Source organism: Acidiphilium rubrum (assembly GCF_900156265.1).
GTDB classification, from domain to species: domain Bacteria; phylum Pseudomonadota; class Alphaproteobacteria; order Acetobacterales; family Acetobacteraceae; genus Acidiphilium; species Acidiphilium rubrum.
The window spans coordinates 76,169-91,981 of record NZ_FTNE01000005.1 but is presented as its reverse complement, the minus strand read 5'-3'; the positions used below and the strand labels follow the sequence as shown (position 1 = coordinate 91,981).

12 protein-coding genes are annotated in these 15,813 nt (G+C 66.8%); 4 read left to right on the top strand and 8 right to left on the bottom strand.

Annotation, left to right across the window (positions count from 1 at the left end; translation table 11 throughout):
* Window positions 1–6 precede the first annotated feature (6 nt).
* The 8 genes from BW994_RS05500 to BW994_RS05465 form a co-directional block, all read right to left on the bottom strand.
* Window positions 7–891, bottom strand: a complete 885-nt coding sequence (locus tag BW994_RS05500; RefSeq protein ID WP_029311154.1) for a DMT family transporter — start codon at window positions 889–891, stop codon at window positions 7–9.
* A 298-nt stretch (window positions 892–1,189) separates the two neighbouring features.
* Entirely contained in the window at window positions 1,190–3,739 is a 2,550-nt protein-coding gene (locus BW994_RS05495; protein ID WP_029311153.1) for a bifunctional acetate--CoA ligase family protein/GNAT family N-acetyltransferase, read from the bottom strand.
* 18 nt (window positions 3,740–3,757) lie between these two features.
* The gene (locus BW994_RS05490; protein WP_029311152.1) at window positions 3,758–4,102 is read right to left on the bottom strand and encodes a hypothetical protein; all 345 of its coding nucleotides are present in this window, start codon (window positions 4,100–4,102) and stop codon (window positions 3,758–3,760) included.
* Entirely contained in the window at window positions 4,090–4,581 is a 492-nt protein-coding gene (locus tag BW994_RS05485) for a hypothetical protein (protein WP_029311151.1), read from the bottom strand. Before BW994_RS05485 ends, BW994_RS05490 begins: the two co-directional genes overlap by 13 nt.
* A 5-nt stretch (window positions 4,582–4,586) precedes the next feature.
* Window positions 4,587–6,479, bottom strand: a complete 1,893-nt coding sequence (locus tag BW994_RS05480) for a potassium transporter Kup (protein WP_029311150.1) — start codon at window positions 6,477–6,479, stop codon at window positions 4,587–4,589.
* Window positions 6,476–7,270 (bottom strand): (Fe-S)-binding protein, encoded by a 795-nt coding sequence (locus BW994_RS05475; protein ID WP_029311149.1) that lies wholly within the window; start codon window positions 7,268–7,270, stop codon window positions 6,476–6,478. The genes BW994_RS05480 and BW994_RS05475 overlap by 4 nt, the downstream gene beginning before the upstream one ends.
* Window positions 7,267–8,478 (bottom strand): murein transglycosylase A, encoded by a 1,212-nt coding sequence (mltA, locus tag BW994_RS05470; RefSeq protein ID WP_245594071.1) that lies wholly within the window; start codon window positions 8,476–8,478, stop codon window positions 7,267–7,269. The genes BW994_RS05475 and mltA overlap by 4 nt, the downstream gene beginning before the upstream one ends.
* An 18-nt stretch (window positions 8,479–8,496) precedes the next feature.
* Complete coding sequence (locus BW994_RS05465; RefSeq protein ID WP_029311147.1) at window positions 8,497–9,165, bottom strand: Tim44/TimA family putative adaptor protein; 669 nt, start codon at window positions 9,163–9,165, stop codon at window positions 8,497–8,499.
* A 116-nt stretch (window positions 9,166–9,281) separates the two neighbouring features.
* On the opposite strand from BW994_RS05465, the gene BW994_RS05460 reads away from it, so the two are divergent.
* From BW994_RS05460 to BW994_RS05445, 4 genes are all read left to right on the top strand, one after another.
* A complete protein-coding gene (locus tag BW994_RS05460; protein WP_076454406.1) occupies window positions 9,282–9,836 on the top strand; it encodes a histidine phosphatase family protein in 555 nt (184 codons plus the stop codon).
* 109 nt (window positions 9,837–9,945) lie between these two features.
* Entirely contained in the window at window positions 9,946–11,406 is a 1,461-nt protein-coding gene (locus tag BW994_RS05455) for an efflux transporter outer membrane subunit (RefSeq protein WP_051657221.1), read from the top strand.
* Window positions 11,403–12,575 (top strand): efflux RND transporter periplasmic adaptor subunit, encoded by a 1,173-nt coding sequence (locus BW994_RS05450; RefSeq protein ID WP_245594070.1) that lies wholly within the window; start codon window positions 11,403–11,405, stop codon window positions 12,573–12,575. The genes BW994_RS05455 and BW994_RS05450 overlap by 4 nt, the downstream gene beginning before the upstream one ends.
* Entirely contained in the window at window positions 12,572–15,811 is a 3,240-nt protein-coding gene (locus tag BW994_RS05445) for an efflux RND transporter permease subunit (protein WP_029311143.1), read from the top strand. The genes BW994_RS05450 and BW994_RS05445 overlap by 4 nt, the downstream gene beginning before the upstream one ends.
* The last annotated feature ends 2 nt before the right edge of the window (window positions 15,812–15,813 follow it).

Genomic DNA, 15,813 nt, shown 5'->3' with positions numbered 1-15,813 from the left:
CCGGTTTCACCGCGCAGCGCGCCACTGGCTCAACACCACGCTGCCGATGATCATCGCACCGCCAACAACCTGCCCCACACCGAAAATCTCACCGAACGCCGCCCCGATCAACCCGGCCCACACCGGCTCCAACGCGTAGATCAACGTCGCCCGATTCGCCGGCACGCTGCGCTGCGCCCAGTTCTGCGCCACCATGATGAACGCGGTGATCAACCCCATCCCCAGCACCGCCAGCACCGGAAACCACGCCAGGCTGATCATCGGTCCGCCACGCACCCACTCCGTCCCCAGCGCGAGCACACTCACCGTCACCAACTGCACCAGCGCCAGACGCCGCGGATCGGTTCGCTTCGAACTGCGGCTGATCAGCACGATCTCGAGCGCCGCCGATAACGCCGCAATCACCGTCAGCCATTGGCCCGTACCCAGATCAAGCCGGCCCGGCGTAATGCCCGATACCAGCACCAGCCCGGCAAACGCCATGATCACACCAACCAGCGCCACCCCCGACGGCCGGCGGCGGAACAACATAAACTCGAGCACCGGCACCATCGGCACATACAGCGCCGTCAGAAACGCCGACTCGCCGCTCGCCACCGTCTTCAGCCCGGCCGCCTGCAAGCCATAGCCAAAATACAGCACAACCCCGACCGCAATGCCGCCCACCAGCTCACGCCGCTGGAAACTGGCCGGATGCGGCCGAACCACCAACGCAACCACCACCGCCGCCATACCAAACCGCCAGCCGACAAACGCAAACGGACCAATGAAATGCAGCGACGTGCGCGTGACCAGAAACGTGCCACCCCACAACACCGTCATGAACACCAGCACCAGAACCGGCGACGGTAAACGCACTGGCTTCACCCCGATCTCACTGACCTCGCCCATGACACCCCATCAACGCGACCCCCGCAAACAGAGCAAGCCCAACCGAACGCAACCCTGATCACGTCTGACGCTGGGGTGCGTGCCTGGAGGAAGAAGACGGGGGGCTTTGCCCCCTCGACCCCCACTAAGGGCTGAGCCCTTAGAACCCGCTAGTTTTAGGCAAGGGGAGGGCGACACAGGCCAGATCGACGGAACCACCGAGGCAGCGCCCTCCCCTTGCCTAAAACTAATGGATTTTAAAGGCTCCGCCTTTAACGGGGTCCAGGGGCAGAGCCCCTGGCCTTCTTCCTCCACTCACCTACCCCAACTTCAGCCGTGCTTCGACGACGTCGTCTTCGCCTTGGGTGTGGTGCAGGGTGAAGCCGAGGTGGCGGATGAAGCCGAGCATCGGGTGATTATCGGCGAGGATTTGGCCGACGATATCTTGCACGCCTTCGGTGCGGGCCCAGGCGATGAGGTGGCGCATCAGGGCCGAGCCGAGGCCGAGGCCTTTGGCTCCGGTTTCGACCAGCACGGCGAATTCGCCTTCGTTGCCATCGGTATCCGAGCGCACCAGGCGGGCGACGCCTCGGGTTTCGCCGCTCGCCTGATCGACCGCGATGAGCGCCATTTCGCGCCCGTAGTCGACTTCGGTCATCCGCACGATCTGTTCGGCGGTCAGGGCGCGGACCGCCGAGAAGAAGCGGAAGCGGACGTCTTCCGGGTTCAGGCGGCTGAACAGGCGCTGGTGGGCGGCAGCGTCTTCCGGGCGGATCGGGCGGATGGTGAAGTGCTGGCCGCGGACCTCGATCGCTTGCGCGAGTTCGGCGGGATAGGGGGCAATGGCGAGGTGCGGGCGGCGTTCGCCCGGCGCACGGAGGGTCAGGCGCGCGTTGGCCGCCGCGATACCGTGCTCGCTCGCGAACAGCGGATCGATCTCGATGGCGCTGAACTCCGGCCAATCGATGATCAACTGGCTGATCCGCACCAGCGTGCCGGCGACGGCGGCGCGATCGGCTTCATCGAGCCCGCGCGCGAGGCGGAGCAGATCGGTCCCGCCGGCGCGCTCGATCAACGCCTGTGCCAGCGCGAGGTTGAGCGGCGGCAGATCGACCGCGGGCGATGCCGTGCCTTCGCCACCGCCGACACCCAAGCCGATGGTCGGGCCGACGAACAGATGTTCGCCGACCGTGATGCGCAGGGGGCGGGCGCGGTCGATCTGGTGTTGCACCATGAAGCGGGCATCGGGCGGCAATTCGCCGCGCTGGTGCAGGCGCGCGGCGATCACCTGGGCGGCAGCGGCGGCGGATGGCGCGTCCGGCAGGTCGAGCGCTACGCTGCCGAGCGGGCGTTGCCGGGCGAGATCGGGGTGGGAGAGTTTGACGACGACCGGAAAGCCGATTTCGGTGGCGGCCTGGGCGACATCGTCCGGTGTATCGGCGAGGCGCCAGGCCACGATATCGATGCCGTAGGCGCGCAGCACCCCGAAGGCGTCCTCCTGGGTCAGCATCGCGCGGCCATCGGCGCGGGCCTGGGCGATGGCGGCTTGAACGGTCGCGCGGTCCGGCGCGACATCGAGCACGGCGGAGGGCGGCAATTCGCGGGCGGCGGCGCGGATGTCGCGGTGGCGCAGCAGGTCGCGGAACCCGCCGACCGCCTCTTCGGGCGTGGCAAATACCGCAACGCCGTGCCCCGCGAGGCGACGGCGGCGCGCGCCACCGGTGGTCTGGCCGAGCACGGTGACGAGCAGCGGCGCCTTGATGCTGGCGGCGCAGGCGATCAGCCCGGCGATGGCGGCATCGTCGTCCGGTCCGGCAGGCGCGTGGATGACCAGGACGCCGCCGACTTCCGGTGCGGCGGCGAGCATGGCGGCGAGATCGGCCAGCCTGGTCCCCGGCGCGTCCGGCAGCGCGATCGGCGCATCGGCCGGCGGTTCGGCGCCGAGCATCAAGCCGAGCACGCGGCGGGTTTCCAGCGATAGCTGGGCAAGCCCGATGCCGGAGGCCAGCGCGGCATCGGCGGCGAGGCGGCAGGCACCGCGGCTGTTGCCGAGGATCGCGAGCCGGTCGTTGCGGGCGGGCCGGGCACGCGTGAGGGTTTCGGCGGCGGCCAGGAAGGCGCCGAGCGTGGTGGTCAGCAGCACGCCGGCGCGCGCCAGCGCGGCCTCGAACCCGGCGAAGGCGGTGAAGCTCGGGTCCGCGAGGCGCGCACCCGGCGCGAGGGCGACGATCGGGCGCAGGCGCGATGCGGCGCGGGCGGCCGACAGGAACAGCCGTGGATCGCGCAGGCCGGCGATTTCTAGCAGGATCGGGCCGGTACCGGGGTCGCGGGCCAGATGATCGAGCACGCGGCCGAAGCCGATATCCGCGTTGCCGCCGATGCCCACGATATGCGAAAAACCGATGCCGTTGGGTTCCGCCCAGTCGATCACGGCGCGCGCCAGGGCCGGCGATTGACCGAGCAGGGCGACGCGGCCGGGCGGCACCGGCAAATGCGTCAGCAGCGCGTTCAACCCGGCGCCGGGAACCGCAAGGCCGAACGAGCGCGGCCCGATCACCCGGATTTTGGCGGCGAGCGCCATGGCGCGCAGCCCCTCGACCTCGGCGTACACGATGGCGGCGCCGGCGAGGCGGCCGGACAGGCTGGCGATGACCGCGGGCACTTCATCGGCCGGGTCGGCGATCAGCGCGAGGTCGATCAACGCTGCATCGTCGAGCCGGGTAACGATGCGGCCGCTATAGTCGGGCGTCAGCTCGGCCAGCAGCCGCGCCCCCAGCGGATGTGCGGCGCCGGAGACCAGAATGGTCGCGGGGTGGAACAGAACGTCGGGGTTGAATTTATTGACGCGCTTATAGCCGACGAGGCTCATCGCCCGCGGCCCTGCGCCCTATTGCGCGGGCCCGACGATGACCGGCGCCGGCAATTTGCCGCCGGTGCCGGCGTAGGCCTGGTTGGCATTGCTGACGCAATTGTTGATCCGGTCGATCTGATCGTGTTTTTCGGCGAGCTTATCGCTGAGATAGGCAGGATCGGGCGAGCCGATGAAGGGTGTGGCAAACTGGTCGGTGCGCGAGAGATAGGCATAGTGCCGCGCGGTATCGATCTGCTTTGCCTGTTGCGTGCAGGCCGCGAGGTCCGCCTTGTCGGCGGCGGATTGCGGCGGCGGCGCGCCAAAGCTGCAGGACGCGAGCGGCAGCGCGATTACCGAGAGCATCAGGGTCAGGCGGAGCATGGGGCATTGTCCTCGGCAGGGCGCGTGATCAGCATGGCGCGGAGTTCGTTTTCATCGAGACCGCCGGTATCGGTCAAGCGGGTCAGCGCGGCGGCCTGGAGCAGCGCGCCGTCGATTGCGGCACCGCCGCGCCTGATCTGGATGAACGGGGCGAGCCAGGCGGCATCGCCGATCAGCGCGACCAGGCCGAGCAGGCGCAGGCAGACCGAAACACCGTGCGGCGTGGACAGATCGGCGATGCGATCGACCGATGACGCCCAGGCCCGGGCATCGCGGTCGCGCAGCACCACATCCGGGCCACCGGCGAAGCGAAAGCCGCGCGTCGGGCCATCGTAGCCTTCGCGCGCTGCATCATGCGCGGCATCCCACGCCTGTTCGAGGTCGCGCTTGGCGACGCGCGGCAGGCGCGCGGGCGCAATCGGCACCAGGTGCAGTTCGGTGCCGTCGGCGGCGATTTCACGCTGGATCGAACCTGACATGATTATTAAATGGCGACGCGCACGCCGAGTTCCACGACCCGGTCGGACGGGATCTGGAAAAATTCGGTGGCCGAGATCGCATTGCGCAGCATGAACAGAAATATGGCGCGGCGCACGAAGCCCAGTTTCGGCACGGTTGCCGGCACCACGGTTTCACGGCCGAGGAAATAGCTGGTCTGCATCGGGTTGAACGGCAGGCCCTGCTCGCGCAGCAGATCGAGCGAGCGTGGCAGGTTCGGCACATCCATGAAGCCGTAGCCGATGCCGACGCGATAGATGCCGGGGGCAAGCTCCTCGCAATGCACCCGGTCCGCACCGCTCGCGGCCGGAACATCGAGGTTGCGGACGGTGACAAAAAACACCGTCTCGTGCAGCACCTTGTTGTGCTTGAGGTTATGCAGCAGCGAGGCCGGCGTGTATTCCGGATTGCCGGTCAGGAACACCGCAATGCCCGGCACGCGGACGATGCGCGATTGCGGCAGCCGCCCGAGGAACGAGGCGAGCGGCAGGCTGTCCTGCTGCCAGCGGGCGAACAGCAGGCTGCGGCCGCGCCGCCAGGTGGTCATCAATGTGACGATGCTCAGCCCGATCACCAGCGGCACCCAGCCACCCTCGAAAATCTTGAGGATATTCGCGCCGAAAAACGCGGCATCAACCGCAAAGAACGACCCCCAGACCAGCCCGGTCTTCCACAGCGGCCAGTTGAAATGCCGGTGGAACACCAATGCGGAGAGAATATTGGTGCACAGGAACGTGCCGGTCACCGCGATACCATAGGCCGAGGCGAGCGCGTTGGACGAACGAAAACCGAGCACCAGAATCAGCACGCCGACCGCAAGGGCCGCGTTCATCTGCGGCACATAAATCTGGCCTTCGGTGGTGACCGAGGTGTGGCGGATTTCCATGCGCGGCAGCAGGCCGAGCTGCACGCACTGGCTGCCCAGGGTGAACGCGCCGGAAATCACCGCCTGGCTCGCGATCACGGTGGCGATTGTGGCGAGCACGACCATCGGGATCAGAACCGCATGCGGCACGAGCAGATAGAACGGGTTGTCGGCAGCCTTGGGGTCCGCGATCACCAGGGCGCCTTGGCCGAAGTAATTCAGCACCAGCGCCGGCAGGACGAAGAAGCGCCAGGTGGTGCGGATCGGCCGGCGGCCGAAATGGCTCATGTCCGCATACAGCGCTTCGGCGCCGGTCACCGCCAGAACGACGGCGCCCAATGCCACGAAGGCCAGAACATCATGGCGGACAATGAACCGTATGCCCTGGACCGGGATCAGTGCGACCAGCACATGCGGGTTGATGATGATGCGATACAGGCCGCATCCCGCGATCGCGACGAACCAGACCACCATGATCGGGCCGAACAGCTTGCCGACCGCGCCGGTGCCCCGGCGCTGCACCAGGAACAGGCCGATGATGATGGCAACCGAAATCGGCAGCACGAAGCGGCTGAAATCGGGCGAGGCGACGCTCAGCCCCTCGACGGCCGAAAGCACCGAAATCGCCGGCGTGATCACACCATCGCCCAGAAACAGCCCGGCCCCGACGATACCGACCACCATCAGCCCGTAGCGCACCCGATCGGTCCGGGCGACGCGCTGGGCCAGCGCCATCAGCGCAAGAATGCCGCCTTCGCCGTTGTTGTCGGCGCGCATCACGAAGGTGACGTATTTGAGCGTGACGGTGATGATCAGCGCCCAGAAGATGAGACTGAGCAGCCCCAGCACGTCATCGGGCTTCAGGCCGCCCTTGCTGACGTAGCCCAAGCACGCCTGCAGCGCGTACAGCGGCGAGGTGCCGATATCGCCATACACGATACCCAGCGCACCGATCACCGCTGCGAATTTGAGTTGTTCGACCGGTTTGGACGGTTCGATCGCGACCTCGCTCAACCGCGCCCCCCGCCGGGTGCCACGGCGCCGATCGGTGCCACGTCACCGGTCATGCCGGCCAGCACCTCGGCGACATGGCGCACCGCGATCGGCTTGCCCTCGCGCGAGAGCTTGCCGGCCATGTTGAGCAGGCAACCGAGATCGCCCGCGAGCACCAGATCCGCCCCGGTCGCGGCAATGTCGGTCGTCTTGTCGCCGGTCATGCGCGCCGAAATGTCGGGGTATTTGACGCAGAACGTGCCGCCGAACCCGCAGCAGATTTCCGGTTCGCTCATCTCGACCAGTTCGAGCCCGGCCACCTTGCCCAGCAGGGCGCGCGGCTGGGTCTTGACGCCGAGTTCCCGCAGCCCGGCGCAGCTGTCGTGATAGGTGGCGCGCACATTCAGGCTGGACTCGATCCCGGCGAACCCCATGACATCGACCAGAAACCCGGTCAGCTCCCAGGTTTTCGCGGCCAGCGCCTCGGCGCGGCTGCGCAGGTCAGGGTCCTGATCGAACAATTCGGGCATGTGCTTGCGCAGCATGCCGGCGCATGAGCCCGAGGGTACCACGACGTAATCATATCCCGCGAAGGCGGTGAGCAGCCCTTCCGCCAGTGCCCGCGCGGTCGCACGATCGCCGGAATTATAGGCGGGCTGGCCGCAGCAGGTCTGGGCGCGCGGCACTTCCACCGTGCAGCCGGCGGCTTCGAGCAGCTTGATCGCGGCAAACCCGACACTGGGTCGATACATATCCGCGAGGCAGGTCACGAACAGCGCCACGCGCGGGCGGGCCGAAGAGGGTTGGGTCACGAGGTCGCTCCTGTCGCGGGCGCGGTGGTGGGACTGGATTGCTGAGTCGGGCGCGGCAGCAGCACGAACAGGCTGCCCGCCTCATCCGTGCTGCCAGCCATTTGTGCGGCGTTGCGGCCGATGCCGAAAAAAATCTGAGCGGCGGCGGCACCCTTGGCACCGACGTCGATATCCTGCGCCGTGGTCAGCCGGTCGAGCGTCTTGGTCGCGACGAACACCGGCGTGCCAAGCGGAATCGCCTTCTGATCGACCGCGATCGAGCCTTCCGGCGTCAGCGGCACGCCGAGCGCGCCGGGCGCACCCAGGCCGTCCGGCACGTCATCGAGGCGCTTGAAGAACACGTAGTTGCGGTTCGCGTTCATCACGCCCTGCGCCTCAGCCGGATGGGCGCGCAGCCACGCGCTGATCGACTGGATCGACACATCATTCGCCGCGAGATCACCCTGCTTGACCATCAGTTTGCCGATCGGTGTGTAGGCGCGCCCGTTGGTGCCGTCGAATCCCAGATCGATCAGCGTGCCATCCGGCAGGCGCAGCCGTGCCGCCCCCTGCACCTCGGCCATGTAGGCATCCACCGGGTCGCGCAGCCAGGCCACGACATGCGCCTGATGGCTGATCGCACCCGTCTCGATCCGTGCCCGGCTGTAATAGGGCACCAGCTTGCCGTAGCGCAGCCGGCCGACGATGCGCTGCTTGCCGGTGCTGTCGTGGAATCCGGCAAGGTTGGCGGCGACCAGATCGCGCGGCTTGGCATAGAGCGGCACATCGTAACCCGGCAGCTTCACCTCCGACCCGGCATAGACCGGCTCATAATAGCCGCTGATCCGCGCACTGCCGCCCGCCTGATACGGCACGAAATAGGTCTGGAAAAATTTCTGCGCCGCCCCGGCATCGTCGGGCGGCACCGCGCGCGCGGCGGCACACACGCCGCGCCACAGCCCGGCCTTGCCGCCGAGCGATCCGGCCACGCCGTCGCCGCCCAGGCTCTGGTCTTCCGGCATCACCGCGATGGCGCGGCACGACCGGACAAAACCGGGCAGACCGGCCGCCGCCGTGGCAGGCCCCCAACCCGGCAACGCCGTGAAAGCCACCGGCATGAGCGCCGCGCTACCCGGCCCGGCCGCAGTGGTGGCGGGCTTGATGGCACAGCCCGCGAGGCCGAACAGCATGAGCGCGGGCACGATGAAGAAGCGGGCGGTCAAGTCCAAAACTGGTCTCGGCATGGTTCAGCCGCTGCGCGCCGCGGCCAGCCGCCAGACCGGGTCGGAGCCGTTCACGCTCCGCTCGAAACTCCACAGATCGACGATCTCGGTCACCGCCTCGGTCCCGGCGATCACCTGCCCGGCGCGGTCGCGGGTGAAGTTTTCCTGATCGGAGACGAACCGCACCACGATGACCGCATGATCACCGAGCATTTCGGCCTCGTCGATGCTCGCCTCGACGATCTGCTTGATTTCGGTCTGCTGGGTTTCCCCCGCCTCGGCGCGCTGCGTGATGGCGTGTTCGAACGTGGCATATACCGTGGGCGTCAGCAGGCTGCGCAGCGTGGTCAGATCACCGGCGGCGAACGCGGTGACGATGCGGCGGAACGAAGCTTCGGCCGAATCGACGAATTTGACCGGATCGAACCCGCGATCCGATTGCGCGATGCGCCCGAGCACCTGGCCGACATTGGTGTGCGGCGAGGGGATCGGCCGGCCCGGCTTGGCGCGCGCGGCCTCGGCAAACCCATCGATCACCGGTGCCGCCGGTCCGCGCAGGCCGACGGCCTGCTGGTCGGGCAGCGGCGGGCGTTCATAGCCGGTCCGTTTGCCCAGCACGCTGCGCAGGCGCAGCACCAGGAAGCCCGCCACCAGGGCGAGCAGAACGAGGTCGATCGGAAATCCGTCATACATGGCTGATAAGCACCTTATTCGGGACGCAACCCGGGTGGTGGTGATAGGCCGTGCGGCGCGATGCCGCAACCGTCAGGCCGTTTGCCGCGGCGCGCGCGGCCATGTATCGATCGTGCATGATCCTGCTCCGCCATGGCCAAAGCGAATTCAACCTGCATTTCAGCGCAACCCGGCGCGATCCCGGAATCGAGGACCCGCACCTGACCCCGGCCGGCCAAGCCCAGGCAGAAGCCGCCGCCGCGGCGCTCGCCGAGACAACACTGACCCGCATGATCGTCTCGCCCTATACCCGCACGCTGCAAACCGCCGCACCGATCATCGCGAGCCGGCCCCTGACGATCGAGATCGATCCGCTGATTCGCGAGCGCTACGCCTTCAGCTGCGACATCGGCACCAGCCCGGATGCGCTCGGCGCGCGGTTTCCCGATCACGATTTCGCGCATCTGCCCGACCCCTGGTGGCCCGACGGGTTCGAGCCGGAGGCCTCGGTGATCGAACGCGCGGCGCAATTCCGGGCGCAGATGGCGGCACGGCCCGATTGGCGTGAGACCATCGTGGTCAGCCATTGGGCGTTCATTCTGGCCCTGACCGGTCGCTCGCTGATGAACGGCACCTGGATAATCTACGACCCCAACACCCCGGCCCCAGCCGAGCTGGTATGGCATCCGTGAACCGTCGTTCGCGGACTCGGCGCAATGCGGCTGTTACAATTGGTCGATATGAGCCGGCACCGATGCTGAACCGCCCCGCTCACGCCCTGACCGCCGGAAGCCGCGACTGATGACCTCCATGATCCGGCGCCCTGACAGGCTCGCTGTGCTCGCCGCCCCGCTGCTGCTCGCGGGCTGCGTGGTCGGCCCCGCGTTCCACGCGCCGAAAACCCCGGTGCCGACCGCATTCGTCTCGCCGACCACAGCCCAGCCCGCCTGGCCGAAACCCGGCTGGTGGCGCAATTTCGGCTCGTCGGAACTCGATACGTTGGTCGCCGCCGCGAAACTGCACAATTTTTCAGTGGTCGAGGCGATCGATCAGCTCGAAGCGGCCAACGCGCAGATCGAAGTGTCCGGATCATCATTGCTGCCGACCATCACCGGTGCCGGCAGCGGCAATTTCCAGCAGGCCGGCTCCGGTGCGGCCGGGGCATCGTCGCGCTCGTCGTTTTCGCAATTCGGCGGCCTCGGCTCGAACAAGAATTCGACCACCCATAATTATTCGGCGAATTTCCAGGCGTCGTATCAGCTCGATTTCTGGGGCAAGAATTACGATGCGCTGCGCGCCGCCCAGGCGAACGCCGCCGCCGCCCAGTTCAATGCCGCCACGGTGGCGCTGACCGAGGAAGCCGCGGTCGCGACCACCTATTTCCAGGTGCTCGCCTATCAGGACGAGCTGGCGATCGCGCACCACAATCTCGACGCCGCGCAGGGCCTGCTCAATCAGTTGAACGCTGAATTCCATGCCGGCGTGGTCGATCAGCCGACCGTCGCACAGCAGGCGGCGCTGGTGGCCTCGGAGCGCGCGACGATCCCCAATCTGGTCTCGGAACTGCGCCAGCAGGCTCTGGGGCTGGGGATTCTGACCGGTCAGGCACCGGAGTTTTTGCGCGTGCACGGCGGTTCGCTGAACGATATCACAATCCCGCCGCTCCGCCCCGGCGTGCCCTCGGCGCTGCTGGCCCGCCGGCCCGATGTCGCGGCGGCCGAAGCGACGCTGATCGGCGCCAACGCCACGGTGCGCGGCGCGATTGCCGCGTTCTTTCCCGCGATCAGCCTGACCGGTTCGGCCGGGTGGCAGAGCACGGCGCTGAACACGCTGATCAATCCGGGCTCGGTGCTGCTCTCGGCCGCGACATCGCTGAGCCAGCCGATCTTTGAGGGCGGCGCACTCACCGGCACCCTCGGCGTCGATCGCGCGACCTATCGCGAGGATGTCGCGAAATACGAGCAGGCGGTGGTGCAGGCGTTCACCGATGTCGAAACCGCGATGACCGCGCTGCACTACGCGACCGACCAGGAGCATCTGCAACGCATTGCGGTGCAGCGCGCGCAATCCGCCCTCGATGGCGCGCGCGCGCAGTTGCAGGCCGGCGTGGTCGATGTCAGCACCGTACTGAACGCCGAGGAAACCCTGCTGTCGGATCAGAACACGCTCGAACAGGCGCGGCTGACGCGGCTCGATGCGGCGGTGAATTTGTACAAGGCGATGGGCGGCGGCTGGGTTATTCCGAAAAACGAGGTTCGATGATCATGGCGAAGCGGCGCGGAACGATAATTGCCGTCGTGGTGGTGCTGGTGCTGGTCGCCGTGGTGGTGATCCGGCTGGAAGGCGGTGGCACCAAAAAGAAGCATGTCGCCTCGACCGCCATCCCCGTCGAGGTCGCAAAATCGGTCGTGCAGACCGTGCCGGTGTATCTGGATGCGCTGGGCACCGTCGTGCCGTACCGCACCGTGACGGTGCAGCCGATGATCACCGGGCCGCTGAAAAAAGTGCTGTTCCACGAAGGCCAGTTCGTCCAGCAGGGCCAGGAGATCGCCGAGATCGACCCGGCCCCGTATCAGGCAACCCTCGATCAGGCGAAGGCAAAACTGGCGCAGGACAAGGCAAGCCTGCTCAACGCCGAATTGCAGGCGCGGCAATACGCCTCGCTGGTGGCGCAGAACTACACCTCGAAACAACAGGCCGCGACCGCCAGCGCCACCGCCGCCGAAGACCGCGCCCTGGTCAAGCAGGATCAGGCCGCGATCGAGACCGACCTGATCAACCTGGGCTATACGAAAATCAAGGCGCCGATTTCCGGTCTGACCGGCATTCTGCAGGTGAACGCAGGCAATATCGTCAATCCCAACCTCACCAACGGCATCGTCGTGATCAACACGCTGCAACCGGTGTCGGTGCAGTTCAGCCTGCCGCAGCAGGATCTGCCGCAGATCACCACAGCAATGCAGGGCGGCGCGGCAGTACCGCTGGTCGCGACTGCCGAGGGCGATCCGCAAACCGCGACCGTGCTCGACCACGGCACGTTGTCGGTGCTCGACAATACGGTGAACGCCAACACCGGCACACTCACCCTGAAGGGCAAATTCCCCAACCCCAAGCTCGCGCTCTGGCCGGGGTCCTACGTGAACGTGCGCACGCTGGTGCGCAACATTCCCAACGCGGTCACGGTGCCGCCGGTCGCGGTGCAGCAGGGGCCGAGCGGCAGTTTCGTGTTCCTGGTCAAGCCCGCCGCGGCCGGGCATAAAGACGCCACCGTGGTCGATCAGCCGATCACCATCGGCTACGAAACCGAACAACTCGTCGTGGTCGCCAAGGGTCTGGCAGCCGGCGATCAGGTCGTCACCGAAGGCAATTCGCGCCTGAAGGATGGTGCCAAAATCAAGATCGTCGCAGCCCCCAAGGCCGGCGCCGCGTGAACATCTCGGCCCCGTTCATCGGCCGGCCGGTCGCGACCACGCTGCTGGCGATCGCGATTTTTCTGCTCGGTGTGCTCGGCTACAATGCCCTGCCGGTCTCCTCGCTGCCGCAGGTCGATTTCCCGACCATCCAGGTGGTCACCAAACTGCCCGGCGCCTCGCCCGATACCGCATCGAAACTGCTGACCGCCCCGCTCGAACGCCAGTTCGGCGAAATCGCCGGTCTCGCCTCGATGAGTTCGATCTCGAGCCAGGGCACCAGCGCGATCACCCTGCGGTTCGACCTTTCGGTTTCGCTCGATACCGCCGCGCAGAACGTGCAGGCCGCGATCAACGCCGCCTCCGGCACGCTGCCGCCCAATTTGCAGTATCCGCCGACCTATACCGAGGTGAACCCGGCCGATGCGCCGATCATCACTTTGGCGCTCACCTCGAAAACCGTGCCGATCTACACCATCGCCAACGCCGCCCAGACGCAGATCGTGCCGAAACTGTCCGAGATCAGCGGCGTCGGCAATGTCTCGGTCGAAGGCGGCATGACCAAGGCGATCCGCATCAACGTCAATCCCGCGCGCCTCGCGGCCTATGGCATATCGCTCGAAGACGTCCGCAACGCGATCGCCAACGCCAACCAGAGCGGCGCCAAAGGCGCGTTCAACGGCACCGACCAATCCTACACGCTCGGTGCCAACGACCAGATCACCGACCCCGCGCAATATCGTAACGTCATCATCGCCTATCAGAACAAGGCGCCGGTGCGGCTTTCGGCGGTCGGTTCGGTGACCGAGGGGCTGGAAAACAACCAGCAGATCGCGAGCTACAACAACACGCCGGCGGTGGTGATCGATATCGAGCGCCAGCCCGGCGCCAATATCGTCAGCACGGTGCAGAACGTGCAATCCGCGCTGAGCGATCTGGGCAAGGATCTGCCGCCCGGCATCAAGCTGCAAATCGTCGCGAACCGCACCGGCACCATCAAGGCCTCGGTCAACGACGTGCAGATCACCCTGCTCACCTCGGCCCTGCTGGTGGTGCTGGTGATCTTTCTGTTCCTGCCCAACCCGCGCGCGGTGCTGATCCCCGCGATCGCGCTGCCGCTCTCGATCGTTGCAACCTTCGCGGTGATGAGCGAGCTTGGCTATCAGCTCGATAATCTGTCGCTGATGGCGCTCACCGTCGCATCGGGTTTCGTGGTCGACGATGCCATCGTCATGATCGAGAACATCGTCCGCTTCATCGAGGCCGGCGAGCCACCGATGCGCGCGGCCTACCTCGGATCGCGCCAGATCGGCTTCACCATCGTTTCGCTCACCATCTCGCTGGTCGCGGTGTTCATCCCGCTGCTGTTCATGCCCGGCGTGATCGGCCGGCTGTTCTCGGAATTCGCGGTCACACTCGCGGTCGCGGTGGTGATCTCGGCGGTGATCTCGCTCACCCTGACACCGATGATGAGCGCCCGCCTGCTGCGCCCCGGCAGCGATGCCCGGCCAGGACGGATTGCCCGCGGTGCCGAGGCGGTGCTGCTGCGCGTGCGCAATTCCTACCAGCGCGGCCTGAACTGGAGCCTCGCGCACCAGCGTTTCATGATGCTGGTGTTCGCCGCGACCGTGGTGATCACCGGCTTGCTGTTCGTGGTGATCCCCAAGGCGCTGCTGCCGCAGGAAGACACCGGCGCCATCGTCGCGGTGACCGAGGCCGGGCAGAGCGTCTCGCTCGATGCGATGAACACGCTCCAGACAAAGGCGATCGGCATCATCCTGCACAACAAGGCGGTCGCCGGCGTCACCTCGCTGCTCGGCTCGGGCCTGACCAACCCGACGCCGAACACCGGGCGGCTGAATATCAGCCTCAAACCGTTCGGCACGCGGCCGGGCATCAGCACCGTCATGCGCCAGTTGCAAGCCTCGCTCACCGGCATTCCGGGGTTCAGCATCTATATGCAGCCGGTGCAGGACATCACGCTGTCCTCGCGCATTTCACCGACCCAGTACCAATACACCCTGACCGATACCGACCAGGCCGAGCTTGATACCTGGACCACCAAAATCGAGGCCGCGCTGAAACAACTGCCCCAGATCGCCGATCTGGCGAGCGATCAGCAGAACCAGGGGCTGGAGACCTATGTCGATGTCAATCGCGCCGCGGCATCGCGCCTCGGCATCAGCATGGCGACGATCGAAGCCACGCTGTACGACGCGTTCGGCCAGCGCCAGATCTCGACCATCTATACCCAGAACGCGCAGTACCGCGTCATCCTCGGCGTCGATCCCGGCTATGCCGCCTCGCCGCAGGCGCTCGCCAATCTATTCCTGCCGACCGGCAGCCTGACCACCAGCAGCAGCAGCGCCGCCCTCGGCCCGGGTGGGTCGGTCAGCGGCAACAGCACCACCACGCTCGGCGCGACCAGCGGCACCACCACCAGCGGTTCGAGCAACGCCAGCACCAGCACGGCGAGCACCACCGCCGTCGCATCGCAGGTGCCGCTGCTCCAGGTCGCCACCATCCAGCGGAAATTCGGCCCCCTCGCGATCACCCGCGAAGACCAGTTCCCCTCGGTGACGCTGAGTTTCAACCTGGCCAACGGCGCCTCGCTGGGCAGCGCCGAGACCGCGATTGCCAAGGCCCAGCAGGCGCTCGGTGTGCCGCAGACCATCAGCGGCACCTTCTCCGGCGCCGCCGCCGAATTCCAGACCGCCCTCTCCGAGGAACCCTGGCTGATCGCCGCCGCCCTCGTCGTCATCTATATCGTGCTCGGCGTGCTCTATGAATCCGTGATCCACCCGGTCACAATTCTATCCACCCTGCCCTCCGCCGGCATCGGCGCGCTGCTTGCCCTCATGCTCACCGGCACCGAATTCACCCTGGTCGCCCTGGTTGGTATCGTGCTGCTGATGGGCATCGTGAAAAAGAACGGCATCATCATGGTCGATTTCGCGATCGAGGCGGAACGCGACCGCGGCCTCACCCCCGAAGCCGCGATCATGGAAGCCGCCATCCTGCGCTTCCGCCCGATCATGATGACGACGATGGCCGCCCTGTTCGGCGCGGTGCCGCTGGTGCTCGAAGGCGGCGCCGGCTCCGAACTGCGCGCACCGCTCGGCATCGCCATCATCGGCGGCCTGCTGGTCAGCCAGCTGCTCACGCTGTTCACCACGCCGGTGGTCTACCTCGCGATGGAACGGCTGCGCCCCACCGCGCGCCGCAGCCGCAGCGCGACGCCCGTTCCGGCCGAATAGCG

Coding starts and splice junctions, on each gene's coding strand:
- BW994_RS05460 (WP_076454406.1), top strand. CDS start 9,282: ATGATCCTGCTCCGCCATGGCCAAAGCGAATTCAACCTGCATTTCAGC.
- BW994_RS05455 (WP_051657221.1), top strand. CDS start 9,946: ATGACCTCCATGATCCGGCGCCCTGACAGGCTCGCTGTGCTCGCCGCC.
- BW994_RS05465 (WP_029311147.1), bottom strand. CDS start 9,165: ATGTATGACGGATTTCCGATCGACCTCGTTCTGCTCGCCCTGGTGGCG.
- BW994_RS05485 (WP_029311151.1), bottom strand. CDS start 4,581: ATGTCAGGTTCGATCCAGCGTGAAATCGCCGCCGACGGCACCGAACTG.
- BW994_RS05495 (WP_029311153.1), bottom strand. CDS start 3,739: ATGAGCCTCGTCGGCTATAAGCGCGTCAATAAATTCAACCCCGACGTT.
- BW994_RS05490 (WP_029311152.1), bottom strand. CDS start 4,102: ATGCTCCGCCTGACCCTGATGCTCTCGGTAATCGCGCTGCCGCTCGCG.
- BW994_RS05500 (WP_029311154.1), bottom strand. CDS start 891: ATGGGCGAGGTCAGTGAGATCGGGGTGAAGCCAGTGCGTTTACCGTCG.
- BW994_RS05450 (WP_245594070.1), top strand. CDS start 11,403: ATGATCATGGCGAAGCGGCGCGGAACGATAATTGCCGTCGTGGTGGTG.